The 24,908-nt window shown below is 68.6% G+C and carries 25 protein-coding genes; 15 read left to right on the top strand and 10 right to left on the bottom strand.

Annotated elements, in window-relative coordinates; genetic code table 11:
• The first annotated feature begins 116 nt into the window (after nucleotides 1–116).
• Both ACEN9N_RS13090 and ACEN9N_RS13085 read left to right on the top strand, forming a co-directional pair.
• Nucleotides 117–896 (top strand): metallophosphoesterase family protein, encoded by a 780-nt coding sequence (locus ACEN9N_RS13090; RefSeq protein WP_007832934.1) that lies wholly within the window; start codon nucleotides 117–119, stop codon nucleotides 894–896.
• An 83-nt stretch (nucleotides 897–979) separates the two neighbouring features.
• Nucleotides 980–2,893: a PAS domain-containing hybrid sensor histidine kinase/response regulator gene (locus ACEN9N_RS13085; protein ID WP_495656230.1), complete on the top strand. Its 1,914-nt coding sequence runs from the start codon at nucleotides 980–982 to the stop codon at nucleotides 2,891–2,893.
• Nucleotides 2,894–2,918: 25 nt separating this feature from the next.
• Here ACEN9N_RS13085 and ACEN9N_RS13080 read toward each other — a convergent pair whose 3' ends face one another.
• From ACEN9N_RS13080 to ACEN9N_RS13070, 3 genes are read right to left on the bottom strand one after another with little or no spacing between them, the layout of a single operon-like run.
• The gene (locus ACEN9N_RS13080) at nucleotides 2,919–5,156 is read right to left on the bottom strand and encodes a molybdopterin cofactor-binding domain-containing protein (RefSeq protein ID WP_495656229.1); all 2,238 of its coding nucleotides are present in this window, start codon (nucleotides 5,154–5,156) and stop codon (nucleotides 2,919–2,921) included.
• 12 nt (nucleotides 5,157–5,168) lie between these two features.
• The gene (locus tag ACEN9N_RS13075) at nucleotides 5,169–6,152 is read right to left on the bottom strand and encodes an FAD binding domain-containing protein (RefSeq protein WP_495656228.1); all 984 of its coding nucleotides are present in this window, start codon (nucleotides 6,150–6,152) and stop codon (nucleotides 5,169–5,171) included.
• A complete protein-coding gene (locus tag ACEN9N_RS13070; RefSeq protein ID WP_495656227.1) occupies nucleotides 6,149–6,724 on the bottom strand; it encodes a 2Fe-2S iron-sulfur cluster-binding protein in 576 nt (191 codons plus the stop codon). Before ACEN9N_RS13070 ends, ACEN9N_RS13075 begins: the two co-directional genes overlap by 4 nt.
• A 257-nt stretch (nucleotides 6,725–6,981) precedes the next feature.
• On the opposite strand from ACEN9N_RS13070, the gene ACEN9N_RS13065 reads away from it, so the two are divergent.
• A complete protein-coding gene (locus ACEN9N_RS13065; RefSeq protein ID WP_495656226.1) occupies nucleotides 6,982–7,272 on the top strand; it encodes a hypothetical protein in 291 nt (96 codons plus the stop codon).
• 61 nt (nucleotides 7,273–7,333) lie between these two features.
• Here ACEN9N_RS13065 and ACEN9N_RS13060 read toward each other — a convergent pair whose 3' ends face one another.
• On the bottom strand, nucleotides 7,334–7,486 hold the full coding sequence (locus ACEN9N_RS13060) for a hypothetical protein (protein WP_007832938.1): 153 nt from the start codon (nucleotides 7,484–7,486) through the stop codon (nucleotides 7,334–7,336).
• 228 nt (nucleotides 7,487–7,714) lie between these two features.
• Here ACEN9N_RS13060 and ACEN9N_RS13055 point away from each other — a divergent pair, with 228 nt between their 5' ends.
• From ACEN9N_RS13055 to ACEN9N_RS13030, 6 genes are all read left to right on the top strand, one after another.
• On the top strand, nucleotides 7,715–8,017 hold the full coding sequence (locus ACEN9N_RS13055) for a hypothetical protein (protein ID WP_495656225.1): 303 nt from the start codon (nucleotides 7,715–7,717) through the stop codon (nucleotides 8,015–8,017).
• Between the two features lie 14 nt (nucleotides 8,018–8,031).
• A complete protein-coding gene (locus ACEN9N_RS13050; RefSeq protein WP_495656224.1) occupies nucleotides 8,032–8,700 on the top strand; it encodes a phosphoribosyltransferase in 669 nt (222 codons plus the stop codon).
• A gap of 144 nt (nucleotides 8,701–8,844) precedes the next feature.
• Nucleotides 8,845–9,180: a hypothetical protein gene (locus ACEN9N_RS13045; RefSeq protein ID WP_413312668.1), complete on the top strand. Its 336-nt coding sequence runs from the start codon at nucleotides 8,845–8,847 to the stop codon at nucleotides 9,178–9,180.
• Between the two features lie 71 nt (nucleotides 9,181–9,251).
• Nucleotides 9,252–9,689: an Hsp20/alpha crystallin family protein gene (locus tag ACEN9N_RS13040; protein WP_007832946.1), complete on the top strand. Its 438-nt coding sequence runs from the start codon at nucleotides 9,252–9,254 to the stop codon at nucleotides 9,687–9,689.
• 48 nt (nucleotides 9,690–9,737) lie between these two features.
• Complete coding sequence (locus tag ACEN9N_RS13035; RefSeq protein ID WP_007832948.1) at nucleotides 9,738–10,145, top strand: Hsp20/alpha crystallin family protein; 408 nt, start codon at nucleotides 9,738–9,740, stop codon at nucleotides 10,143–10,145.
• A gap of 121 nt (nucleotides 10,146–10,266) precedes the next feature.
• Complete coding sequence (locus ACEN9N_RS13030) at nucleotides 10,267–14,415, top strand: CheR family methyltransferase (protein ID WP_495656223.1); 4,149 nt, start codon at nucleotides 10,267–10,269, stop codon at nucleotides 14,413–14,415.
• Between the two features lie 16 nt (nucleotides 14,416–14,431).
• Here ACEN9N_RS13030 and ACEN9N_RS13025 read toward each other — a convergent pair whose 3' ends face one another.
• The 3 genes from ACEN9N_RS13025 to ACEN9N_RS13015 all read right to left on the bottom strand — a co-directional run bounded on the left by ACEN9N_RS13025 (nucleotide 14,432) and on the right by ACEN9N_RS13015 (nucleotide 18,247).
• Nucleotides 14,432–16,582: an amylo-alpha-1,6-glucosidase gene (locus ACEN9N_RS13025; RefSeq protein ID WP_495656222.1), complete on the bottom strand. Its 2,151-nt coding sequence runs from the start codon at nucleotides 16,580–16,582 to the stop codon at nucleotides 14,432–14,434.
• Nucleotides 16,583–16,585: 3 nt separating this feature from the next.
• Nucleotides 16,586–17,668, bottom strand: a complete 1,083-nt coding sequence (locus ACEN9N_RS13020) for a glycosyltransferase family 4 protein (RefSeq protein WP_495656379.1) — start codon at nucleotides 17,666–17,668, stop codon at nucleotides 16,586–16,588.
• 111 nt (nucleotides 17,669–17,779) lie between these two features.
• A complete protein-coding gene (locus ACEN9N_RS13015) occupies nucleotides 17,780–18,247 on the bottom strand; it encodes a low affinity iron permease family protein (RefSeq protein WP_413312674.1) in 468 nt (155 codons plus the stop codon).
• A 393-nt stretch (nucleotides 18,248–18,640) separates the two neighbouring features.
• Here ACEN9N_RS13015 and ACEN9N_RS13010 point away from each other — a divergent pair, with 393 nt between their 5' ends.
• The 3 genes from ACEN9N_RS13010 to ACEN9N_RS13000 all read left to right on the top strand — a co-directional run bounded on the left by ACEN9N_RS13010 (nucleotide 18,641) and on the right by ACEN9N_RS13000 (nucleotide 20,757).
• Entirely contained in the window at nucleotides 18,641–18,883 is a 243-nt protein-coding gene (locus ACEN9N_RS13010; RefSeq protein ID WP_495656221.1) for a hypothetical protein, read from the top strand.
• Between the two features lie 182 nt (nucleotides 18,884–19,065).
• Nucleotides 19,066–20,082, top strand: a complete 1,017-nt coding sequence (locus ACEN9N_RS13005; protein ID WP_495656220.1) for a CgeB family protein — start codon at nucleotides 19,066–19,068, stop codon at nucleotides 20,080–20,082.
• A 174-nt stretch (nucleotides 20,083–20,256) separates the two neighbouring features.
• The gene (locus tag ACEN9N_RS13000) at nucleotides 20,257–20,757 is read left to right on the top strand and encodes a ferritin-like domain-containing protein (protein WP_413312678.1); all 501 of its coding nucleotides are present in this window, start codon (nucleotides 20,257–20,259) and stop codon (nucleotides 20,755–20,757) included.
• Between the two features lie 76 nt (nucleotides 20,758–20,833).
• On the opposite strand, the gene ACEN9N_RS12995 is transcribed toward ACEN9N_RS13000, so the two are convergent.
• Nucleotides 20,834–21,706, bottom strand: a complete 873-nt coding sequence (locus tag ACEN9N_RS12995) for an SDR family oxidoreductase (protein WP_495656219.1) — start codon at nucleotides 21,704–21,706, stop codon at nucleotides 20,834–20,836.
• A 335-nt stretch (nucleotides 21,707–22,041) separates the two neighbouring features.
• Here ACEN9N_RS12995 and ACEN9N_RS12990 point away from each other — a divergent pair, with 335 nt between their 5' ends.
• The 3 genes from ACEN9N_RS12990 to ACEN9N_RS12980 all read left to right on the top strand — a co-directional run bounded on the left by ACEN9N_RS12990 (nucleotide 22,042) and on the right by ACEN9N_RS12980 (nucleotide 23,818).
• Nucleotides 22,042–22,380, top strand: a complete 339-nt coding sequence (locus tag ACEN9N_RS12990; protein WP_495656218.1) for a four-helix bundle copper-binding protein — start codon at nucleotides 22,042–22,044, stop codon at nucleotides 22,378–22,380.
• A gap of 42 nt (nucleotides 22,381–22,422) precedes the next feature.
• Nucleotides 22,423–23,307 (top strand): DUF72 domain-containing protein, encoded by an 885-nt coding sequence (locus tag ACEN9N_RS12985; protein WP_495656217.1) that lies wholly within the window; start codon nucleotides 22,423–22,425, stop codon nucleotides 23,305–23,307.
• A gap of 94 nt (nucleotides 23,308–23,401) precedes the next feature.
• Nucleotides 23,402–23,818: a DUF6766 family protein gene (locus ACEN9N_RS12980; RefSeq protein ID WP_413749053.1), complete on the top strand. Its 417-nt coding sequence runs from the start codon at nucleotides 23,402–23,404 to the stop codon at nucleotides 23,816–23,818.
• An 11-nt stretch (nucleotides 23,819–23,829) separates the two neighbouring features.
• Here the strand turns inward: ACEN9N_RS12980 and ACEN9N_RS12975 are convergent, their stop codons facing one another.
• Complete coding sequence (locus ACEN9N_RS12975; RefSeq protein WP_495656216.1) at nucleotides 23,830–24,429, bottom strand: DUF4142 domain-containing protein; 600 nt, start codon at nucleotides 24,427–24,429, stop codon at nucleotides 23,830–23,832.
• Nucleotides 24,430–24,556: 127 nt separating this feature from the next.
• Entirely contained in the window at nucleotides 24,557–24,853 is a 297-nt protein-coding gene (locus tag ACEN9N_RS12970; RefSeq protein WP_413312686.1) for a hypothetical protein, read from the bottom strand.
• Nucleotides 24,854–24,908 lie beyond the last annotated feature (55 nt).

Genomic DNA, 24,908 nt, shown 5'->3' with positions numbered 1-24,908 from the left:
AGCAAAGGGCCCCATCGAACGTCGGCATGCGCCTACAGCCGCTGCGGGATGGGGCCGATGACGGCGAACCGCGGCGCGGCACATTCTGGCGCTCGCCTTCATCGAGCCGCGTCGCCATGCCCAATCCCAAATCGTCCTCCCACATCCGGTTTGCCGCCGTCGGCGACATCCATGTCCAGAAGGACTCCGCCGGCACGCTGCGCAGCCTCTTCGCCCAGGCCGCCGACGAGGCCGATGCGCTGCTGCTGTGTGGCGACCTCACCGACTACGGCACGGCCGAGGAGGCCCGGGTGCTGGTCGAGGAGCTGGGTGCGATCCACATCCCCATCGTCGCCGTGCTGGGCAACCACGACTACGAGTCCGGCACGCCCGAGGCGGTGACCGGTGCGCTGATGCATGCCGGCGTCCGCGTGCTCGATGGCTCGGCCTGCGAGATCGAGGGCGTGGGCATCGCCGGCGTGAAGGGCTTTGCCGGTGGCTTCGGGCGCGGCTCGCTGGGCGCCTGGGGCGAGCCGGCGATCAAGCTGTTCGTGCAGGAGGCGCTGAACGAGGCGATGAAGCTGGAGTCGGCGCTGGCCAAGCTGCGCACGCGGCGCCGCATCGCGCTGCTGCACTACGCGCCCATCGCCGGCACGGTGCAGGGCGAGCCGGTGGAGATTTTTCCCTTCCTGGGCAGCAGCCGGCTGGAGGAGCCGCTGCTGCGCTACCCGATGGATGCGGTGTTCCACGGCCACGCGCACCGGGGCACGCTCGAGGCGCGCACCATCAACGGCGTGCCGGTCTACAACGTTGCCAAGCCCCTGCTGCAGCGCAGCCGGCCCGGCGTGCCGCCATTCTTCCTGTACGAACTGCCGCGCGAAGCGGCCGAGGAGGCCTCGGCTTCCGCTCCGGAGTAGGAATCTTCCCACGGGCTGTTCAAGTGCAATGGACCACACTTGCAAGACTCCACGAGCCGGGGCCAGACATGCCTGCTGAACCGATGAAAGCCAGCGAACAGCCCGGGTTGTCCGTCGCCTCCCTGACCGATGCCGACTATCGCCAGATGGTCGACGGCCTCACCGATCACGCCATCATCCTGCTGGACCCGGACGGCAACATCGTGAGCTGGAACGCCGGGGCACGCCAGCTCAGCGGCTACGACGGCGCCGACATCCTGGGGCGCCATTTTTCCGTCCTGTATCCGCAGGAGACGCTCTCGCGCGGCTTGCCCGACGAGGAGCTGGCGCAGGCCGGCAAGCAGGGGCGCTTCGTGGACGAGGGCTGGCGCCTGCGCAAGGACGGCACGCGCTTCTGGGCCAACATCGTCATCACCCGCCTGCCAGGCGCCAACGGCGCCACGCGCGGGTATTCCAAGATCATTCGCGATCACAGCGACCGGCGAAAGCACGAAGATGCGCTGCGCGCCAGCGAGGAACGGTTCCGCCTGCTCGTCGAGGGCGTGAAGGACTACGCGATCTTCATGCTCGACCCCGGCGGCCACGTGGTCAGCTGGAATCTCGGCGCGGAGAAGAACAAGGGCTACAAGGCACACGAGATCGTCGGCCAGCACTTCTCGAAGTTCTATCCGCCCGATGTCGCCGCGCGCGGATGGCCCGCCGAGGAACTGGCCAATGCGCTGCGCGAGGGACGCTTCGAAGACGAAGGCTGGCGCGTGCGCAAGGACGGAACCCGCTTCTGGGCCAGCGTGGTGATCACGGCCATCTACGACGCCGCCGGGCAGCACAAGGGATTCGCCAAGGTCACCCGCGACCTCACCGAGCGCCGCCGCATCATCACGCTGGAGGACGAGGGAAGGCGCATGACCACCTTCCTTGCAATGCTGGGCCATGAGCTGCGCAACCCGCTCGCGCCCATCTCCAACGCGCTGGAGCTTCTCAAGCGCGAGGAGACGGGCTCGCTGGTGCTGAACAGGACGCGCGGCATCATCGATCGCCAGCTCAGGCAGATGACGCGGCTCATCGACGACCTGCTGGACGTGGGCCGGATCACGAGCGGGCGCATCCACCTGGAAGCCAAGCCGGTGCGGCTTCGCGAAGTGGTCGTCGAAGGGGTGGAGGCCATGCGCCCTGCCATGGCGCTGAAGTCGCAGCTCCTGGAGCTGCAGGTCGACGGGGCCGATCCCTGGGTCACGGGCGACAGGGCGCGGCTGATCCAGGTCATCGGCAACCTGGCTCACAACGCGTCCAAGTTCACTCCCGACGGCGGGCGCATCGCGATCCGCCTCGGCACCCACGGTGCCAACGCCTCGGAAGCGGAGATCAGCGTCAAGGACAACGGCCCGGGGATCCCGCGCAAGGATCTCGAGAGGGTCTTCGAACTCTTCGTGCAAGGCGAAAACGAACTGGCGCGCACGCGCGGCGGGCTTGGGCTGGGCCTGAGCCTCGTGCAGCAGCTGACGCAGCTTCATGGCGGCTACGTCAGCGTGTTCAGCACCGGGCGCGCGGGGGAGGGCAGCGAATTCGTGGTGCGCCTGCCGGCGGCGCCCACACCCGACATGCCTCGGCCGACCGAACGCGGCGAGGGCGAAAAGCTGGTGCTGGTCGTGGACGACAACCGCGATGCGGCGGAAACCCTGGCACTGCTGCTGGAATCGCTGGGCTACTCGTGCTCGGTGGAGCACGACGGTTTTGCCGCGATAGAGGCCGTCAAGGCGAAACGGCCCGACGTGGTGTTGCTGGACATCGGGCTGCCCGGCATGAACGGCCACGACGTTGCCAAGCGCCTGCGCGCCGACCTGATCAATCCGCCCGCGCTGATCGCCATCACTGGCTACGGCCAGCCCAGCGACCGCGACACCAGCTTCGAAGCCGGCTTCTTCGCCCATCTGACGAAGCCGGTGGATTTCGATCGGCTGGGCTCGATGCTCGACCAGATCTACGCCGCCAGGACCTGAACCGGCAGCCCGGCGGCGCGCCCCTTCAGCCCTGGTGCGGCTGAAGGCCGATCACCTTGTCGAGCGTGAGCGGATAGTCGCGGATGCGCACCCCCGTCGCGTTGTAGACCGCATTCGCCACGGCGGCGCCGGCGCCGCAGATGCCCAGCTCGCCCACGCCCTTGATCTTCAGCGGATTGGTCTTGTCGTCGAACTCGTCGAGGAACACCGCCTCGATGGCCGGGATGTCGGCATGCGAGGGCACGTGGTATTCGGCCAGGTCGTGGTTCACGAAGGCGCCGAAGAGCGGGTCGACCACCGCCTCCTCGAAGAGCGCCGAGCCCACGCCCCAGATCATGGCGCCCGTGGCCTGGCTGGTGGCGGTCTTCATGTTCAGGATGCGGCCAGCCGCGAACACGCCAAGCATGCGGCGCAGCCGGATCTCGCCGGTGTCCGCGTCGACCGCCACCTCGGCGAAATGCGCGCCGTAGGCCTGCTGCGAGAACTTCTTCGCCATGTCTCCCTTCCCGATGCGCCCCTCGGCGCTCAGGCCGACGGTGCCGGCGAGCGCGGCCAGCGTTTCGGAGCGCGCGCCCGCCGTGGCGCGGCCGCCGGCGAACACCACTTCGGCGGGCTTCGCGCCGAGCCGCTGCGCGAGCTGCGCGCGCAGGGCCGTGCAGGCGTCGAACAGGGCCGATCCCGCGCTGGCAGCGCCCCAGGAGCCGCCGGAGCCGGGCGTCTCGGGGAAGTCGCTGTCGCCGAGTTCGATGCGCACCTTCTCCATCGGCAGGCCGAGCATCTCCGCCGCGATCTGCGTGAAGACGGTGTAGCTGCCGGTGCCGATGTCGGTCATCGACATGCGCGCCGTGAGCACGCCCTGGCGGTCGAGTGCCACCGCGCACCTGGCATCCATCAGGTAGTTGCCGCGGGTGGCCGCGGCCATGCCCAGGCCGATCTGCCAGCGGCCCTCGCGCACCGCACCGGGGGTGGCGCTGCGCCGGTTCCAGCCGAACCGCTCTGCGCCTTCGTCCATGCAGCGCAGCAGCTGGCGGGTGGAGAAGGGAAGGTTCGTCTCCGGGTCCATGGCCGGCTCATTGCGGCGGCGCAGCTCGATCGGGTCGAGCCCGAGCTTGCCGGCCAGTTCGTCCATGGCCTGTTCGAGCGCGAGCATGCCGACCGCCTCGCCAGGTGCGCGCGTGGAGTCGGAAACCGGCAGGTCGAGCCTCACCACGCGGTGCGTGGTGAGCCGGTTGGGCGCGGCGTAGAGCGAGCGCGTCTGGGTGCTGGCGGTTTCGTAGAAGTCGTCGAAGCGCGCGCTGTGCGAGAGCGAGTCGTGGCCGATGGCGGTGAGCCGTCCGTCGGGCGCGGCGCCCAGGCGCAGCCGCTGCACGGTCTGGCTGCGGTGCGTGGTGAAGTGGAACATCTGCTGGCGCGTCAGCGCCGTCTTCACGGGGCGCCGCAGCTGCCGCGCGGCCATGGCACTGAGTATCACGTCGCCGTACACGGGCAGCTTGCCGCCGAAGCCGCCGCCGACGTAGCGGCTCACGATGCGCACCTTCGACGGCGGAATCTGCAGCGTGTCGGCCACTGCGTTCTGCGCGCTCTCCAGCAGCTGCGAGGCGCAGTGCACCGTCACGCGGTCGCCGCTCCACCACGCAAGGGCAGCGTGCGGCTCCATCTGCGCGTGGATGTGGTGCGGCGTGGTGTAGGTCGCATCGACCTGCACCGGCGCACCGGCGAAGGCGGCCTCGAAATCGCCGATGCGGCTGTCAGCCTTCTGCGTCTCTTCGTCTCTGGGCTTTTCCGCCTTGCCCTGGGCGGCGGCCATGTCGTATTCGCCGGGCGCCGCTTCATAGCGGATGCGGATCAGCGCGGCGGCCGCGCGTGCGGCCTCGAAGCTCTCGGCTACCACGTAGGCCACCGCTTCGCCGTAGTAGCGCACGGCGTTGCTCGCGAGCTGCGGCGTCGAGCGCGCGAAGCGGTCCTTGGCGTCGACCGGGCCCCAGGGCGCCTGCTTCGGCGCATTGCGGTGGGTCATGACCAGCAGCACGCCCGGCGCCTTCTCTGCGGCCGAGGCGTCGATGTCGGCCACCGTGCCCTTGGCGATGGTGGCGCCGACGATGAAGCCGCAGGCCGGCTTGCCCGGCGCCTCCTGCACCTCGTAGGCATAGGGCGCCTGGCCGGTCACCTTGAGGCGGCCGTCCACGCGATTGACGGGCTTGCCGATCAGGCCGCCGCGGTTGTCGTCGATGGGATTGCGCGCCGAGGGTGCGTTCATGTCCATGATGCCACTCCTTCAGGCCGCGCGCGCGGCTTCGTCGATCGTGGCCTGCAGGGTGCGGCGCAGCAGCGGCAGCTTGAAGTCGTTGTGGCCGCGGCCGCGCGCGCCGGCAAGCACGCCGTCCGCCGCGGCGTCGACAGCCGCCTCGTCGAGCACCGTGTCGGCCAGCCGCGCCTCGGCCGCCTCCACGCGCCACGGCTTGTGCGCCAGCCCGCCGAAGGCCAGCCGCGCCGAGCGGATGCGCCCGCCGCCGGCATCGACGATGGCCGCCACCGACACCAGCGCGAAGGCGTAAGAGGCCCGGTCGCGCACCTTGCGGTACACCTGCCGCCCTGGCACCGGCGGCGGCAGGGTGACCCCGGTGATCATCTCGCCGGGCTGCAGGTCGGTTTCCAGCTGCGGCGTGTCGCCGGGCAGGCGATGGAAATCGGCGATGGGAATCACTCGGTGCGCACCGCTCGGCATCACTGTTTCCACCGTCGCGTCGAGTACCCGCATGGCCACCGCCATGTCCGACGGATGGGTGGCGATGCACTGGTCGCTGGCGCCGATCACCGCGTGCATGCGGTTGTAGCCCTGCAGCGCGGAGCAGCCCGAACCGGGCTGGCGCTTGTTGCAGGGGCGGGCGATGTCGTAGAAGTACACGCAGCGCGTGCGCTGCAGCAGGTTGCCGCCGGTGGTGGCCTTGTTGCGCAACTGGCCCGAGGCCCCGGCCAGCAGCGCGCGGCTGAGCACCGCGTAGTTCCGGCGCACGCGCGGGTCGGCGGCCAGGTCGGCATTGCGCACCATCGCGCCGATGCGCAGTCCGCCGTCGGCGGTGGGCTCGATGGCATCGAGGCCCAGCCGGTTGATGTCCACCAGGTGCACCGGCGTCTCCACCTGCAGCTTCATCAGGTCGAGCAGGTTGGTGCCGCCCGCGATCATCCGCGCCCCCGGGCGCGCTGCGGCCGAGGCCGCCGCCAGCGGCCTCGCGGCCCGCTCGTAGGTGAAGGCTTTCATGGGCGCGCCTCCGCTCCCGCCACGTCCTTGATGGCGGCCACGATGTTGGGGTACGCGCTGCAGCGGCAGAGGTTGCCGCTCATGCGCTCGCGGATCTCGGCGTCGGTGAGCGTCGCGCTCGCACCCAGGTCGCGCGTGACGTGGCTGGGCATGCCCGCCTTGGCCTCGGCCAGCATGCCGGCGGCCGAGCAGATCTGCCCAGGCGTGCAGTAACCGCACTGGAAACCGTCGCGCTCGAGAAAGGCCTGCTGCAGCGGATGCAGAGTCTCGCCCTGCGCCATGCCTTCGATGGTGATGACCGACTGCCCCTCGTGCATCACGGCCAGCGTGAGGCATGCGTTGATGCGCCGGCCTTCGACGAGCACCGTGCAGGCACCGCACTGGCCGTGGTCGCAGCCCTTCTTGGTGCCCGTCATGCACAGGTTCTCGCGCAGCGCGTCGAGCAGGGTGGTGCGGGTGTCGACCTCCAGCCGATGGGGTTGCCCGTTGACCTGGAGCTGCAGCTGCATGCGCTCGGGCGGCAGGCGTCCCACGCCATCTCCCACGTCGTCCGTGCGATGTTCGAATTTCATGCGGAGCCTCCGATCGGATGAGGACCGGGACGAATCCTAGGAACGGCCCGTGGCTGCGCGGCGGCGCCTGCGCGCTGTCGTCGTGTAGGCACGGGCCGACGAAAAGGGCGCCGCTCCACCGCCGCGCCGTCGTACGAAAGTGCACCCGGTTTCTTACAGCGGACTGCGCTGCCTCCTACGGAAGCGCGATGGGCACGCACTAGATTGGTCTCGCATGCGGGTTCGAATGAACACCACGGGAATCACCAGGAGACGACATGAAGATGCTTCGGATTTCGACGCAGCGGCGCGCCCAGCTATCGAGCGAAAACCTGCTCGCCCTCAATTCGCGGGACCAGGAGATCCTGCACGGCCTCAGCTTCGACGAGTCGCAGTTCCTCATCGACTGCGGCGAAGACCCGCCCGCCGATACGGCCGACCGCGAACGGTGCGGCGACCTCATCCGCAGGCACGAACGCGCCCGCCTGCGCATCGCCACCGCCGACGATGAAGGCAGCGCGAGCGAGGCAGGCCCCGCCGCGCGCAGCCGGGATTCGTTCATGCTGTGAGCTGCCGGCCCGCCCCGGCTCCGTGGCGCGGGGTCCCGTTCCTTCGCGACACGCTGGCTCTTCAGTGGTGCCGCTTGAAGTACTGGACTTCGCGCTCGTGCTGCCGGGCCTGCTCCTGCGAAGCGAAGGTGCCCAGGTTGCGGCGCTTGCCGGTCTTGGGGTCGATCTTGCGGGAATACAGGCGGTATTCGCCCGAAGCGAGTTTCCGGATCATTGCGCACTCCTTTTTTCACTTGGCAGGACCAATCTGCGCCGCCGGCGCCGGCCGTCTGTCGGACGGGTTCACTTCGCTCTGAGGGAGCGCGAGTGCGGTGGCACGCGACAAGGGTTTCTGTTCCTACATTCGCTGCCTGGCCGCTCCCACAGCGGACCTGCGCTGCAAGGTCGAAACCCGAACTCTAGAGGCCTGTTTCCGGTCTCCATCGCCCAAAAGGAACGAACCATGAAAACGACGCACAAGCCCGCAGCCACGAAAAGCCGCCAGGCCGGCGCCCCGGTGCAGGACGCCATCGGCCCCCACGACGACAACCCGCCGTCGCGCGGCGCGGTACAAAGCGGCGGCACCCCCGACACCGCACCGCTGAACTTCGACGACGACGAGATCTATTCGGGCCGCGACAAGGTGCGCAGCGGCGGCACCACGCACGCCAAGGGCGGCGATAGCGGCCTGCTCGGGCCCCCGGCTGAACAGCTGTCGCCGACCAATTCGCCCAGCGACCCGGCCTTGCGGCGAGGCCGTTCGTAGGCGGGAGGCCGACCATGTTCCGGGACCGCGTCGATGCAGGCCGCCAGCTCGCGGCGCTGCTCGGCCAGTACCGCGACGCGCCGGATGCGCTCGTGCTGGCGCTGCCGCGCGGCGGCGTGCCTGTCGGTGCGGAAGTCGCGCGCGCACTGAATCTCCCGCTCGACATCATGGTGGTGCGCAAGCTGGGGCTTCCCGGCCATGAGGAATATGCGGCCGGGGCGATCGCCGCTGGCGGCGTGCGCGTGACCGGCGAGCCCTGGGCCGACCTGGCGCGCGTCTTCGAACGCGAGCAGCGGGAACTGGCGCGCCGCGAACGCGCCTACCGCGGCGGCCGGGCGCCTTGCGAGCTGGCCGGCAAGACCGTCATCCTGGTCGACGACGGCCTCGCCACCGGCCTGTCGATGCGCGCCGCGATCAAAGCGGCGCGTTCGCTCGGCGCGGCGAAAGTCGTTGCCGCGGTGCCGGTCGGCGAAGCCATGGCGTGCCAGGCGCTGGCACAGCCCGCGAAGGCGAGCGAGTTCGCCGGCCGCAGCGACCTCGAGCGCATAGGCTCGCGTGCGGACGAGGTGGTCTGCATGCACATGCCCGATCCTTTCCACGCCGTGGGCGCGTGGTACGGCGTCTTCGATCCGCCCAGCGACGACGAGGTGCGCGACACCCTGGCTTCGTGGAGCCGCCCATGAGCGACCTTCATGAGGAAGGAGACAGCGAAAACGCGGCGCACTGACACTGAAGATCGGCTGTCGATTTCCCCTCTTGAAATCCTGGCGAGCGAAACTATGTTGACTTCCGTTGGAACCTGGTCAAACCGAAAAGGAGGCACTCAAATGACCATGAACCTGCTGAGGCAAATCGCCACCTCCCGCTTGCCCGTGTCCTTCTACCGGACGGAGGACATCGACAAGGTCCGGCTGCTTCGGGCCGCGGGCCTCGTAGTGGCCCTGGTGCCGTCGCCCTCCGACCCCATCGCGCTTGCGGGCACGCCGTCCGCGGCGCAGGTGCTCGCCATCACCAGCAAGGGGCGGGAAGAACTGGCGAAGTTCGACTATCCGGTGACCCGCCCGCCGCGCTGGCGCTTGCGGATGCCGCGAATCAAGACGCTCGCGCGCGCCGGTCCGGCGGCGCCGCCCCCGGCCCAGCGCGAATCGAGCAGGCTCCAGTAGCGCCTGGAGCACGGGGGCACGCCGCCGGCTTTTCGTTGTTTCTGCATTCAACTTCTTACGGAGGTTTCGCCATGTATCGATCCTTGTTTCCTCGCGACATCTTTGCGGAGATGGACCGCCTGCAGCGCGACGTGCAGCAGGCTTTCGACCTGTCTCCCTCCATCCGCGGCATTGCCTGGAACGGCTTCCCCGCGCTGAACGTGGGCAGCACCCCGCAGACGCTGGAAATCTATGCGTTCGCGCCGGGCGTGGACCCCTCTACGCTCGAGGTCAACCTCGAGCGCGGCCTGCTGACCATCTCCGGGGAGCGCAAGAGCGCGCTCCCCGAGGAAGGCGACAAGGCCGCGGTGCACATCAACGAGCGTTTCGAAGGCGCATTCCGCCGCGTCATGACGCTGCCGGAAGACGCCGACCCCGACGCCGTGAACGCCCGCATGAGCGATGGCGTGCTGCACATCACCGTCCAGCGGCGCGCGTCCGCGCAGCCGCGCCGGATCGCCATCCAGTAGCGAGCCGGAGGAGGAATCCCGAACGAACCGAACGAAAGGAGCCACACCATGAAACGCGATCTCCAGGCCTCGTCGGCCGCCGAACCGGGCAAGCTCGCACAGAAGGACTCGTCTCGCCATGCCGAGGCTGCGCTGACGCCGGCCGTCGACGTGATCGAGGACAGCGGCGGCATCACGCTCTACGCCGACCTGCCCGGCGTGAGCCGCGACAGGCTGAACCTCCACGTGGAAGCCGCGACGCTGACCATCGAAGCCGAGTCCAGCCTGACAACGCCCGAGGGCCTCAACTCCAGCCACACGGAGGTGGGCCTCGCGAGGTTCAGGCGGGTGTTCACGCTGAGCAAGGAGCTCGACACCCAGAACGTCACCGCCGAACTGGCGCAGGGCGTGCTGCGGCTGCGGATTCCCAAGGCTGCGCACGCGAAGGCGCGGCGCATCGAGATCCAGGCCGCCTGAGGGCTTGCACGGCGCCCCCGCTCCCGCGGCGGGCGCCGCGCAGGAAATGCCCGTACCGGGGTTGCCGGACTTGGGCGCAAAATCGCTCCTCCCGAATGCCGCATTTTCCCTGCGAGCCCGAATGCCCGATTCCCAGACCTCCGGTGCCCCTGCGCCGTCCTCCGCACCCGCGACGCTGGCGCCAAGTTCACTGAGTTTCCCCGTCGTCGGCCTTGCCGGATCGGCCGGCGGAATGGAAGCGCTGATGCGCTTCTTCAAGCACATGCCCGAGCGGCCGGGCATGGCCTTCGTGGTGATCCTGCACCTGTCGCCGGACCATGAAAGCAGCGCCCCCGAGATCCTGCAGCGCACGACGGCCTTGCCCGTGGCCCAGGCGACCGGCACGATGCCGATCGAGGTCGATCACATCTACGTGATTCCGCCCGGCGTCGAACTGACGATGAACGGCGGCAACCTGCAGGTCACGCAGGGCGAGCGGCCCTATGGACGCGCAACCGCGGCGGACGTCTTCTTCCGCACGCTGGCGCAGGTGCACCGCGAGCGCGCGGTCAGCATCGTCCTGTCGGGCACCGGCAGCGACGGCGCGGTCGGGCTCACCCGAATCAAGGAGCATGCGGGCCTGACCATGGCCCAGTCGCCGGAGGACGCGACCTACGGTGGAATGCCGCTGGCCGCCATCGCCACCGGCATGGTCGACTTCGTGCTTCCGGCCGACCAGATGGGCGAGCGGCTGGTCGATGTATGGCGCAACGCGCGCCACATCCAGCTTCCCCACACGTCCGAGGTGGGCGCTTTCGTGGAGGAGCCGGAGGGCCTCGCCTCGTCGCTGCTCGCCGAGAAGGCGCTGCAGGAGGTCATGGCGCTGCTGAAGACCTACACGCGGCACGACTTCCTCCATTACAAGCGCGCCACGGTGCTGCGCCGCATCGAGCGCCGGCTGCAGGTGAACCGGCTGGCCGACCTGCCGGCCTACCGCGACTTCCTCCGGGAGCACCCGGAGGAGGCCGCGCCGCTGCTGCAGGACATGCTGATCAGCGTGACCAACTTTTTCCGGGACCGCGATGCCTTCGAGGCATTGTCCGGAGAGGTCGTCGGGCCGCTGGTGGAGCGCAAGCAACCGGGCGAGCAGCTGCGGGTCTGGGTGGCAGGATGCGCGACCGGGGAGGAGGCGTACTCCGTCAGCATGCTGCTGCGCGAGCACGCCGATCGTTTGTCGAAGCCGCTGGACATCCAGGTCTTCGCAACCGACGTCGACGAGCGCGCCATCGCCACGGCCCGCAAGGGCGTGTATGCGCAGGGCATCGCGGAAGACATCGCGCCGGGCCGGCTGCGGCGGTACTTCCTGAAGGACCGCGACCAGTTCCGCGTGTCGGCCGCGGTGCGCGAGCCGGTGCTCTTCGCGCAGCACAACCTGCTGAGCGATCCGCCGTTCTCCAGGCTCGACATGATCTGCTGCCGCAACCTGCTGATCTATCTCGATCGCGACGCCCAGGCCCGCGTGCTCGGGATGTTCCGCATCGCGCTCAAGCCGGGCGGCTTCCTGTTCCTCGGCACCTCCGAGTCGACCGACGCGGCCGCGAACTTGTTCGCCGCCGTCGACAAGCGCCACCGCATCTTCCAGGTCAACCCCGAGTTTCCGCCCGCACGGCACGTGCCGGTGATCAATGAGGCGCCGACCGCGCTGCCGACCGGCCCCGTCATGCAGGCACTGCGTGCAGCCAGGCGCAATGGCGGCGAACGGCCCAGCCTCGCCGAGCTGCACCAGCGCGCGCTGGAGCAGTTCTCGCCGCCCAGCGTGCTGATCGACAGCGACCACAACGTGCTTCACCTGTCCAACGGCGCCGGGCGCTTCCTCGAGCGCGCGAGCGGCGAGCCTTCGGACAACCTGCTGAACAACGTGCGCCCGGACGTCCGGCTCGAGCTGCGCACCGCGCTGTTCAAGTCGGCGCAGTCGTCGCACAGCGTCGAGGCGCGGCTCGTGCTGCGCCAGGAAGACGGTCGGCAGGTGTTCCTGAACATCACCGTGCGACCGGTGCAGCAGGAGCCGGGGAGCAGGCAGCTGATTCTCGTGGTCTTCGACGAGGTCGAGGAGAGCACAAGGCCGGACGATGGCGCACCGCCCGACGCCGCGCGCGAACAGCTGGTCGCCCAGCTCGAGGAGGAAATCAGGCAGCTCAAGCTCCACCTGCAGGACACCATCGAGAGCTCTGAGACATCGACCGAGGAACTGAAGGCCTCGAACGAGGAGCTGCAGGCCATCAACGAGGAACTGCGTTCGGCCAGCGAGGAACTGGAGACGAGCAAGGAAGAGCTCCAGTCGATGAACGAGGAGCTGGTGACCGTCAACTTCGAGCTCAAGGTCAAGGTCGAGGAATGGGAGCACATCAACGACGACCTGCAGAACCTGATCGCCTCGGCCGAGATCGCCACCGTGTTCGTCGACCGGAGCATGCACATCAAGCGCTACACGCCGCATGCGAGCAACCTCTTCAACCTGATCCCTTCGGACCTGGGACGCTCGCTGTTCGACATCACGACCCGGCTCGACTACCCCGAGCTGGCCGAGGACACGGCGTCGGCCTTCAGGGAATTGCGCGCGAGCGAGCGCCACGTGAAGAGCGCCGACGGACGGCATTTTCTCGCGCGCATCCTTCCGTACCGGACGGCCGAGGACCGGATCGAGGGGGCCATCCTCAACTTCTTCGACATCACCGAATTGCGGGCCGCGGAAGAGCGCGTGCGTGCGGGCGAGGAGCGGCTGCGGCGGGCGGCCGCGACGACGAGCGACTTCGCCATCATCACGGCCGACCCGCAGGGCATCGTCACCAGCTGGAATCTCGGTGCCGAGCGCATCTTCGGCTACAGCGAGGCAGAGATGATCGGCAGCCCGATCGCGACCATCTTCACGCCCGAGGACCGCGCGCACGGCGTACCCGAAGCGGAAATGCGCTGCGCGGCGCAGTCCGGCCGCGCCGAAGACGAGCGCTGGCACCAGCGAAAGGACGGCACGCGCTTCTTCTGCAGCGGCGTGATGACGCTGCTGGACGACAGGGCGGGAGGCGGCTTCGCCAAGATCGCGCGGGACATGACCGGCACCAAGCGGCACGAGCTCACGCTGGACCATCTGCTGGTCAAGGAAAAAAAGGCGAGCCTGAACGCCCAGATGGCCAACGAGCTGAAGGACAGGTTCCTCGCGGTGATGTCGCACGAGCTGAAGCAGCCGCTCAACCTGATCCAGATGAACGCGGAACTGCTGCTGCACCTGCCGGTGGCCATGGAAAACGCCAAGGTCCGGCGGGTGAGCGAGACCATCAAGCGCGCCGTCGGCAGCCAGACCCGCATCATCAACGACCTGCTGGACCTCTCGCGCATCCGCACCGGCAAGTTGCGGCTGAACCGGGTGCGCGTCGACCTGGGCGAGATCGTGCAGGCTGCCGCGAATGCCGCCGTTGCAGCCGCGCCCGAGAAGAAGCTGGTGCTGGAGACGCACTGCGAACCGGGCATCGAGTGCCATGGCGACCGGGTGCGCGTTGAGCAGATCGCCTGGAACCTGCTGAGCAACGCCGTCAAGTTCACGCCCGCGGGCGGGCGCATCTGCGCCCGCGTGGAGGCCGAGGGCGGATTCGCCAGGCTCACCGTGACGGACAGCGGCTGCGGCATCTCCAGCGAGTTCCTGCCGCATGTGTTCGGCATGTTCAACCAGGCCGTCGACGAGGCAGCGCCGTCCAACGCCGGGATGGGCATCGGCCTGGCCCTCGTGCAGGAACTCGCGCATGCCCACCAGGGGCGGGTCAAGGCGTTCTCGGCCGGCATCGGGAAAGGGTGCGAGTTCAGCGTGTGGCTTCCGCTCGAAGGCAAGGGCGCCGAGCAGGCGGCAACGCAGGCACAGGCGCAGGCCGAGGTCGATTTCAAAGGTTGGCGCGTGCTGGCGGTGGATGACTACGCCGACGCGCTGATTCCGTTCGCGGAGGTGCTGCGGCTGGAAGGCGCGACCGTCGACGTCGCGGAGAGCGCCAGGGAAGCGCTGGATCTGCTCGAGAAGAACACATACGACCTGCTCGTGTCCGACCTCGGAATGCCGCAGATGGATGGCTTCGAGCTCATCGCGGAGGTGCGCCGCCGGCCCGCGACGCGCGAGCTGCGCTCGATCGCGATGTCGGGCCTGGGCCGGCGCGCGGATGTGCGCCGCGCGCTCGAGGCGGGCTTCAATGCGCACCTGCCGAAACCGGCGTCGATCGACGAGCTGAAGACCATCGTCGGCGGGCTCTAGACACCCGTCGCGGGCGTCAGAGGCAAAGCTCCACCTCCACGTGCGGGCCGCGCGGCGGCGATTCCGCCGAAACCACGATGCGGTTGCCGATGCGCTGGAACCTCAGGTCCACAAGGCCCTGGCCGACCTTCAGCCGTTCCACGCGCAGCTGCTCGATGTTCGCCGGCAGGCGCGGCTGCACGATGCGCACCTTGTTGCGGATGCCGTCGATCTCCACGCCCAGGCAGGCCTGGACCAGCATGAACGCCGAACCCGCTGCCCATGCCTGCGGCAGGCATGCGACCGGGTAGGCCACGGGGGCCTGGCCGGGCTGGCGGTCGAAGCCGCAGAAGAGTTCCGGCAGGCGCATGCCGAAATGCGCGGCGGATTCGAAGAGCTCGTCGAGGATGCGCATCACGCCCTCGCGCTCGCCGTACCGCGCCAGGCCCGCCGCGCACAGGGCGGTGTCGTGCGGCCACACCGAGCCGTTGTGGTAGGACATGGGATTGAAGCGCACGGCCTCCGTGGGCAGCGTGCGAACGCCCCATCCGGAGGTGAACGAGGACGACATCAGTTGCCGCCCCACCGCCGCGGCACGGTCCTGGTCCGGCAGGCCGAAGAACAGCAGATGGCCGGCGTTGGAGGCGCGGACGCGGCAGGGCAGCCCCAGGCCGTCGACGGCCAGTGCATAGAACTGCTGGTCCTCGAGCCAGAAGCATCTCTCGACCGCCTCGAGCACCGCCTCGGCGCGCCGGCGCCAGCGCCCCGCGGCCGCGTCGCCGCGCCATTCGGCCATCGTCGACATCGCAAGGAACGCGTCGTACGCGTAGCCCTGCACCTCGACCAGCGCAATGGGCCCCATGGGCGTGCGCCCGTCGGCGTGGAAGATCGAATCGTGGCTGTCCTTCCAGCCCTGGTTGACGAGGCCGCTGGCCTCGCCGCGCTGGTAGGCCAGCAGCCCCTCGGGGTGGCGCGACATGTTGCGCTCCATCCAGTCGCAGGCGGCGCACAGCGAGGGCCAGATGCGCGCGATGGCGGCGTGGTCGCCGGTGCGCCGCGCATAGGCGCCCGCGAGCGCCACGAACAGCGGCGTGGTGTCGACGCCGCCGTAGTACTCGCCGAAGGGCAGCTCGTCCACGGCGGCCATTTCGCCCTTGCGGGTCTCGTGCATGATCTTCCCCGGCTCGGAGTCGCGGAAGGTGGAGGTCTGGCGCGCCTGTCTCGCCGACAGGAAGGTGAGCACGCCCTCGGCCAGCCGCGGATCGATCCACAGCGTCTGGAACGAGGTCACGATCGCGTCGCGCCCGAAAGGCGTGGAGAACCAGGGGATGCCGGCGTACGGATAGGGCCCGGTGGGCAAATCGGTGGTCAGCAGCGCCAGGTCTGCGCGCGAGCGCTCCAGCCATGCCTGGAACAGGCGCCCCGAACTCTGCAGGCGGGCGCCCCTGCGCTGCCGCGCGCGCATGCGCCACCGCGCGAGCGTGCAGGCTTCGCGAAATCGCTGCGGAGTCGGCCGCGCGGGCTGCTCGCCCACTTCGACATGCAAGGTCCATTCGCCGTGCGCGGCGAGCCGCACATCGAATTCGGCGCTGCCGGCGTCCATGCTGCGCGGGGTCATGGAGAAATCGATGCAGGCGCTGCGCAGGAGGGTGTCGAGCCCGCGATAGCGAAGCGTCGCGCCGTCGGGGCGCACTTCGGGGGCGTCGAAGTCGCCACGCCGGGCGCGGCGCTGCCCGCGCACCTCGAACATGTCGCGGAAGTCGGCGCCGAAGCGCAGGCCCAGCGGCACGTGGGCCGCCTGCTCGCCGTAGTTCACGAGGCGGATGCGTTCGAAGAGGCGGGCGTTCCACAGGAAGCGCTTGCGCTCCAGGTGGATCACGCCCTGCGGCATCGACGTCGAGCCGAGCACGGGCAGCGGATGGTTCGTGAGGTTCGCGATGAAGAACACGTTGTCCTGGCTCACGCCGCTGGAAAGCAGCGATGGCCGCTGCGCGTCGAGGCTCAGCGCGAAGGTCGAGAGCATGCGCGTGTCGTTGTGGAACAGTCCGTCGACGCCGCCGCCCACGTCGCCCAGCGCGTCCATCACGAAATAGGTGTCGCCTTCCTTCAGGACGAAGGCCTGCTGCACGGCGCGCTCCGTGGCCGGCTCGGCCTGGTCGGCGGCGGTGGTTTCTGCATCGGTGCTCATGTCTCAGGCCGCTTTCTGGAGAACCGGCAGCGGCGGCTGCTTCTCCGGCAGGGGGCTGCCGCCGCCCACGAGGCGCGCATAGAGCTCCAGGTAGGCCTTGGCCATGGCGCGCGCGGAGAAGCGGCTGTCGAAGGCCTGCCGCACGAGGCGGCGGTCGAGCCGGTCGATCTCGTGCACCGCCGCGACGGCCTGCGCCTCGCTCTCGACGATCACACCGCTCACGCCGTCCTCGACGATCTCGGGCACCGATCCGCAGCGCCAGCCGATCACCGGCGTGCCGCAGGCCATGGCTTCGATCATCACGAGCCCGAAGGGCTCCGGCCAGTCGATGGGAAACAGCAGCGCGCGCGCGCCGCCGAGGAAGGCCGCCTTGTCCTCGTCGCCGATCTCGCCGATGAAATCGACCAGCGGGTCGTCGAGCAGGCGGCGGATCTCCTGCTCGAAATAGTGCCGATCGGCGGGGTCCACCTTGGCGGCGATGCGCAGCGGCAGGCCCGCCTTCCTGGCGATCGAGATGGCGCGGTCCGGCCGTTTCTCGGGCGAGATGCGGCCGAGGAACGCCAGGTAGCCGCCCGTGCCCTGTCCGAACGCGTAGGCCGATTCATCGATCCCGTGCGGCACGTTCGCGAGCCAGTTGGCGAAGGGCAGGGGGCGGCGCTGGTGGCGCGAGATCGATGCCAGCGGATACCTGTTCCAGCGCATGTAGGCCTCGGGCAGGTCGGCGATGTCGAGCCGCCCGTGCAGCGTGGTCAGCGTGCGCTCGGCCATGTCCTCGAAGAACGGGAAGTGCACCAGGTCGACGTGGAAATGAAGCACGTCGAACTCGCCGGCGCGGCGCCGAACCTCGTGGAGCATGGTCAGGTGGCTGGCCAGGTCCGACTTCAGTGGCGCGGGGTCCAGCCGCAGTGCCTGGGCGCGCATCGGCACCACCTTCGCGCGGCTGCGCGCGTCGGCACAGGCGAACAGCGTGACCTCATGGCCGAGGTCCGCCAGCGCATTGGCAAGGTGCGCGACGACTCTTTCGGTGCCGCCATAAAACCTGGGTGGAACGGCTTCGTACAGTGGCGCAATCTGCGCGATCTTCATTGTCAAGACGATCTCCTCGAAAGGGATGAATGAACAAGGAACGCGGCGGATACGGATAGGGGCGGCAGGGGCGGCGCCTGCGGCCCATTATTCGGTCTCGGCCGCTCGAATTCAAGGTTCGCCCATGCCGCGATTCCGGCCATCGGCCACCTCCTCGCGCTCGCCTTCGGGCACGCCCGCATGGCCGCGCCTGCGGCGTTCGGCGAGCGCGCGCTCCAGCGTGGCCTGGCTCTGTCTCGCAGCCGCCTCGCACTTCTGGTGCAGCACGACCAGTTCCTTGTCGGTGAGCTTCTCGATGCCCATGAATTCGTCCTGCGCGTCGGACGAGCGGATGAGTTCGTCGAGCTTGGTCTGCAGCGCCAGGCCGTCGCGGTTCTGGGTGTTCTGGATCAGGAACACCATCAGGAACGTCACGATCGTCGTACCGGTATTGATGATCAGCTGCCAGGTCTCCGAGAAGCCGAACATGGGCCCCGTGGCGGCCCACACCACCACCACCGCGACGCAGAGCAGGAAGGTCGTCGGGCTCCCCGCGATGCGCGCGACGTGGTTGGCGAACGAAGCGAAGAGTCGGTCCATGGGCGTATTCCTCCTGGGGCCCCGATGCTGGTTGCGCCGGCCCCGTGGAGGCGTCGTCCGGAAGCGACGGCCACCGCGTCCCGGAATCCCGTCTTCGCGTCGGAGCGCACCCATACCGGCCGGGCTTTTTTCCCCGCCGCGCCCGTGTGGCCGGCCCTAGTCCGCCGCTCCTACAGGCGCTGACCCCGGGCTCCCACACGCGGCGGTGCGGCGCTTGGATAGACCGGCAATCTGATCCGAAGCCGAACCATATCCAGGAGTCCTTCCATGAGCACCCCCACTTCCAGCAGCACCCCGGACGAGGACCGCGCCTTCCGTTTCCCCACGTCGGAGGATCACTCCGCTCCACCCGCGCACAGCGGCGGGACGCCCCCTGCCCGGGCCGTGACCGAGATGCCGCACGAGGACGCGATCGACCACGGCATCGAAGAGTCGTTCCCGGCGAGCGATCCGGTGTCGGTGAGCGTGTCGAAGTCGATGCCGGTGTCCGCGGCGCCCGCACCGGCGCGCGCCACCGCGCAGCGCACGCCGCCCCGCCCGGAGATGCCGGGGCTGGCAGCGGGCATCGTCGCGGCGGGAGGCGCCCTGGCACTGGCCGCCGCGGCGGGCTATCTCGTGGCGAGGCGCAGGCACTGAGGCCCGGGGTCGCCGATCCCGTTGCTTCCACCTTGCCGTCCAACAGCAAAACAGCAAAACAGGGAGATTTCATGCACTTCGTGATGTTCTGCCATTCACTCGTTTCCGATTGGAACCATGGCAATGCTCACTTCTTGCGCGGCATCTGCAGCGAGCTTGTCGCGCGAGGCCACGAAGTGGCCGTGTACGAACCGCGCCGCGGCTGGAGCCGAGCCAACCTCGAGGCCGGACACGGCCGCAGGCCCGTGGAAGGCTTCGCGCGCGCCTACCCCGAACTGCGAAGCACGCCGTACGATCGCGCGACGCTCGACCTCGATGCCGTGCTCGACGGTGCGGACGTCGTCCTCGTGCACGAATGGAATGAGCCTGCGCTGGTGCGCCGCATCGGCCTGCACCGGCGCGACGGCGGCCGCTACCGCCTGCTGTTCCACGACACGCATCACCGCGCGGTGACGGACGAAAGATCCATGGCCGCCTACGACCTCGCCCATTACGACGGCGCGCTGGCCTTCGGCGATGTGATTCGCGACCTGTACCGCAGCAAGGGTTGGACACGCGAGGCGTGGACGTGGCACGAGGCCGCGGACGTGCGGCGTTTTCATCCACGCCCCGAGGTGGCACGCACCGGCGACCTGGTGTGGATCGGCAACTGGGGCGACGACGAGCGCGTGGCCGAGATCGACGAATTCCTGCTCGGACCGGTGCGCGACCTCGGCCTGAAGGCCCTGGTGCACGGCGTGCGTTACCCCGATCCCGCGCTCGACCGCCTGAGCGGGGCCGGCATCGAGTACGGCGGATGGATCGCCAACTACAAGGTGCCGCTCGTGTTCGCGCGCCACCGTGTAACGGTGCACCTGCCGCACCGGCCCCACGTGGAAGCGCTGCGCGGCGTTCCCACCATCCGCACGTTCGAGGCGTTGGCGTGCGGCATTCCACTGGTGAGCGCGCCCTGGCACGACACCGAGGGGCTGTTCACGCCGGGCCGCGATTTCCTCGTCGCGAACGACGGCACCGCAATGCGCCAACACCTGCACGACGTGCTCGGGGACCGCGAATTCGCCGATTCGCTGGCGCAGCACGGCCTTGCCACGGTGCTCGCCCGCCACACCTGCGCGCACCGCGTGGACGAGTTGTTCGCCATCCTCGCGCAACTCGATCCGGGCGACTCCTCCATTTCCGCGGGGAGGCTGGTTGCATGAAGCGGCGGTTCCCGCCCGCGGGATGCTGCGCCTCGGAGAAGGCTTACAGCCGCCATCGGGTGTAGACGACACGGGCCGCACGCGAGCGGCACACGATGAAGCTTCATTGCGATTTTTCCTTTTCTTCAACCCCGCCGGCGCCGCGGCTGCCCGGCATTTGCATGGAGCGATTTCATGACCAGCTACACCCACACAACCACCGGTACCACTACGAGCGTCATTCCCAACGACCAGGTCGTGGACGTGCTCGACGATCTCCTGGAAAACACGCGCGACGGCGAGTACGGCTTCCGCGCCTGCGCGGAAGAGGTCGACTCGGCGCAACTGAAGCAGGTGTTCCGGGAGCGCGCCGGCCAGTGCGCCAGCGCTGCATCGGAACTGGCGGGGCTCATCCGGCAGTACGGAGGCGAAGTCGATGACGGCGGCACGGTCGCCGGCGCGATGCACCGCGGCTGGGTGCACGTGAAGGGCAAGGTCGGCGCGGACAGCCCGCTGTCCATGCTGGAGGAATGCGAACGCGGCGAGGACGCGGCGGTCGCGCGCTATCGCAAGGCGCTCAAGCAGGAACTCCCGGCGGATGTGCGTGCCGTGGTGCAGCGCCAGGCCGACGGTGCCCAGCGCAACCACGACCAGATCAAGTCCCTGCGCGACCAGATGCGCAGTGCCAAGGCCTGAGCTGGAGCCATGCGGAGAGCCGCCCTGGACTGCCGCGCTCATGCGGCAGACCGGCAGGCGGCCTTCGCGTCCCGCCTCAGATGAAGGGCACCCCGCCCGTCACCGGAATGGTGGCGCCTGAGATGTAGCTTGCCTGGTCCGAGGCGAGAAGCACGTACACGGCCTGCAGCTCGGCCGGTTGGCCGGGGCGCTTCAGCGGCGTCTGGCTGCCGAATTCCCTGACCTTGTCGGGCGGCATCGTGGAAGGAATGAGCGGCGTCCAGAACGGACCGGGCGCCACGCAGTTCACCCGGATGCCCTTTTCGGCGAGCAGTTGCGCCATGCCGCCGGACATGTTCTGGATCGCCCCCTTCGTGGCCGCGTAGGCCACGAGGGTCGCGTTGGGCTTGTCGGCGTTGACCGAGGCCGTGCTGATGATCGAGCTGCCCGGCTTCATGTGCGCGGCCGCTGCCTTGCTGAGGAAGAAAGTGGCGTAGACGTTGGTGCGGAAGGTCCGGTCGAACTCTTCCTCGGAGATCTCGTCCAGCGACTTGTGGCTCATCTGGAATGCCGCGTTGTTCACGAGCACGTCGAGCTTGCCGAAGCGCTCGATGGCCGTGTCCACGAGCCGCCGGCAGTGCGCTTCCTCGCGGATGTCGCCTGCCACGCAGACGCAGCTGCGCCCCGCGCGCTCGACCCATTGGGCGGTGACGCGGGCGTCTTCCTCTTCTTCGGCCAGGTAGGAGATGAGCACGTCGGCGCCCTCGCGCGCGAAGGCGAGTGCGACGGCGCGCCCAATGCCGCTGTCCCCGCCCGTGACCAGGGTGGCCTTGCCCTGCAGCTTGCCGCTTCCCACGTACGAGTTCTCGCCGGAGTCGGGCGGCGGGTCCATGCGGGACTGGAGTCCGGGCGGCTGCTGTTCGGGGGTGGAAAACGGCGGGCGCGGCGCCGCTTTGCGTGGGTCGGTCATGTGCGTTCCTTTCGAGGTGAAAGGTGTGTTCTTCATCCGCCCAGCTCGCAGGGATGTAGGAGCGCTGCGCTTTTTCGATGCAGGCGAATGGGCCGGCAACCGGCAACGCCGCGAGCCCGGTTTTTCGACGGCAGCCGACCGCCGCGTCCGCATCTGTCCGACATGGCGCGCGCCGCCTGGGCCGAACCTTGGCTTGGCCCGGACGACCGGCGCTCGCGATGGCCGATTTCCGGAAGTGCACCAGGAAGCGCGCCGACCGATGCACCCCGGGAGCCCGGGCCCCGCCCGTTGCGCGCCGCAACGGAACTCCTGCCGAAACGCAAGGAAGGACTCTGATGACCCAGGAACTCTTCGATCGATGCATTGCCGCGTGCAATGCCTGTGCCACTGCATGCGGCCGCTGCGCGGCGGCGTGCCTGCGCGAACCGGACGTGAAATCATTGGCCGCGTGCATCGCGCTGGACACCGACTGCGAGGCCATGTGCAGGCTCTGCGCATCGCTGATGGCCCGAGGCAGCGGGCACGCCAGAGCCGCCTGCCGGCTGTGCGCCGAGGTCTGCAGTGCCTGCGGCGACGAATGCGCCAGCCATGACCACGATCAATGCCAGGCGTGCGCGACGGCCTGCAGGAGCTGCGCGCAGGAGTGCCGCAACATGGCGGCGAGCGCACCCTGAGGACGTCGCCGCGCAGCCGGTACCCGGGCGTATGGAAGCGCCATGCCAGGCGAAACACGCATCGGGATCTCCGGATGGAAATACGCGCCGTGGCGCGGCAAGTTCTATCCGCGGGGGCTTGCGCAGCGCCGCGAACTCGAATTCGCGTCGAGGAAGGTGTCGACCATCGAGATCAACGGCTCCTTCTACTCTTTGCAGAGACCCGAGTCGTATGAGGCGTGGCGAGAGCAGACGCCGGAGGACTTTCTCTTCGCGGTCAAGGGTTCGCGCTACATCACGTACATGATGCGTCTGGAGGACGCGGAGATTGCCTTGGCGAACTTCTTCGCTTCGGGCGTGCTCGCGCTGGGCGCCAAGCTGGGGCCGGTGCTGTGGCAACTGCCGCCGCGCCTGGCCTACGACGCCGAGCGCATCGACGCCTTCCTGTCGGTACTGCCGCGCGATGGTCGCTCGGCACTGGGGCTTGCGCAATTGCACGACGAGCGCGTCGACGGGCGCAGCTTCCTGCAAGCGCCGCGCGGGCTTCGCATCAGGCACGCGATCGAAGTGCGGCATCCGAGCTTCGCCACGCCCGACTTCGTGGCGATGCTGCGCCGCCACGAGGTCGCGCTCGTGGTCGCCGACACGGCCGGGCGGTGGCCGCTGATCGAGGACATCACCGCCGATTTCGTCTACCTGCGGCTGCACGGCGACAAGGAACTCTATGCGAGCGGCTACGGCGACGAAGCACTCGCGAAGTGGGCCGCGCGCATCGATGCATGGCGCCATGGCCGGCAGCTGGCAGGAGCGAGGCTGGCCTCGCCGCGTCCGGCGCGGCGCGGCATGCGCGACGTGTTCTGCTATTTCGACAACGACATCAAGGTGCATGCCCCGCACGATGCCGCCCGGCTCGCGCAGCGCCTGGGAGTCGGTGTGCCCGAGGCGTAGGACGGACCGATCACGCGCTTCAGATGGCAGCCTTCACGGCCCGTCTTCCCACGGTCCGATAAATCCCGGCACACAACAACCGGAAGGAAGAAGCGTGAAGAAATCCATCTGGAAACTCTACGGATATGGCTGGGTCACTCTGGGCTTCTTCCTGGTCTCGCTGCTCGGGCATTGGGTGTTCGGCTGGTTTGCCTACGTGGACGAACAGAAGCAGTTCGGCCACCCCGTCGAGTTCGCAGGCTATGCGATGCAGATGGGCCGCGACACGCTGGAGAACTGGCAGTCAGAGTTCTTGCAGCTGCTATGGCAGATCGGCGGATTGGCCTTTCTCCTGTACGTCGGCTCTCCTCAATCGAAGGAGGGCAACGACCGGGTGGAGGCGAAGATCGACGCCATCCTCGCGGCGGTCGATCCGAAGAACGCCGAAAAGCTGATCGACGAAATCGACCGCGAGTACGAAGGGCGCGACACCGATCCGCGCTGGGCGGCTGCGCGCGAGCGTGCGCAGTAGGCCGCCACGTCTCAGGTGGCGTACTGCAGCTGCTTCTGGACGATCGGGAGCAGCTTCACGGCCAGGGCCTTCAGCTCCGGGTCCTTTGCCGTCGACTGGGTCTTCTGCAGCAGCTCGACGGTCGCCTTGTGCTGGCCGAAGCCGGACTGCGACATGTACTGCCGGTCGAAGGCTGCGCCCTTGAGCGCCTTGAGTTCGGCGAGGGCGACGGCGTATCGTGCGCCCGGACCCGAAGGCAGCCGGATGTTCTTTTCCCTTGCGAACAGTTCAGTTTCCTTCATGGCCTGCGTGTGGTTGTCGACCATGGTTCGCGCGAACTGCCGGATCTGGTCGCTCTGCGCTCTCTCGAGGGCGAGCTGGCCCGATTCGATCTCCGCCAGATTGGCCTCGGCAATGTCGCGCAGCAGGGCGCTGTCGGCCGGATCGAGCTGCCCGGCGGCGGCCTGCGCCTCGATGGCCGGCGCGTCGGCGGCGACCAGGATTCCGTGGCGTTGCGAATGCGTTGCCATCGACGAGGTCAGCAGCACTGCCAATATCGCCAACGTGCCGAGAACATGGAGGTGGAACGGGCGGTGGTGGTGGATGAGGATTCGATGTCGCCGTATTTGCATGCGAGCCTCCTGCAACACTTGGACGAGGCCATCGTAGGGATCGTCTCGCGCGAGCGCACGACGCCACACCCCCATGCGGATGTAGGCAGTCGCCGCCAATGGCCGCCGCGGTTGCCGGGCGAATCGTTCAGAACTCGCCCTGTCCCCCGGTGCGGTCGTGGACCCACCGCATGGCCTGTTGCTCTCCATGGCGCAGCGCCTCGGCCTCGCTTGCATAAGCGGCGTTGTCCGTGTCGGCGGGAAGCCTGGTGTCCTTTTCTCCCGGATCGTCCGGACGGCAGAACACGACCGGCCTGTAGAGGCCGCGATCGATGCGCTGGGTGCCGCAGGAAACGATCCATCCGCGGTATGCGAACGTGAGAAGCCGATCGACGACATCGCTCGAGTCGGGTGTGCCCGGTGAGCCGGGAATGCTGGCAGTCATGGAAGTCCTTCGGGGTCGAAACTGGGCAGTCTTCAATCTGCAGGATTCACGGGCC

This window comes from Variovorax sp. Varisp46, assembly GCF_059491885.1.
This window is presented reverse-complemented; position numbering and strand designations above follow the sequence as displayed.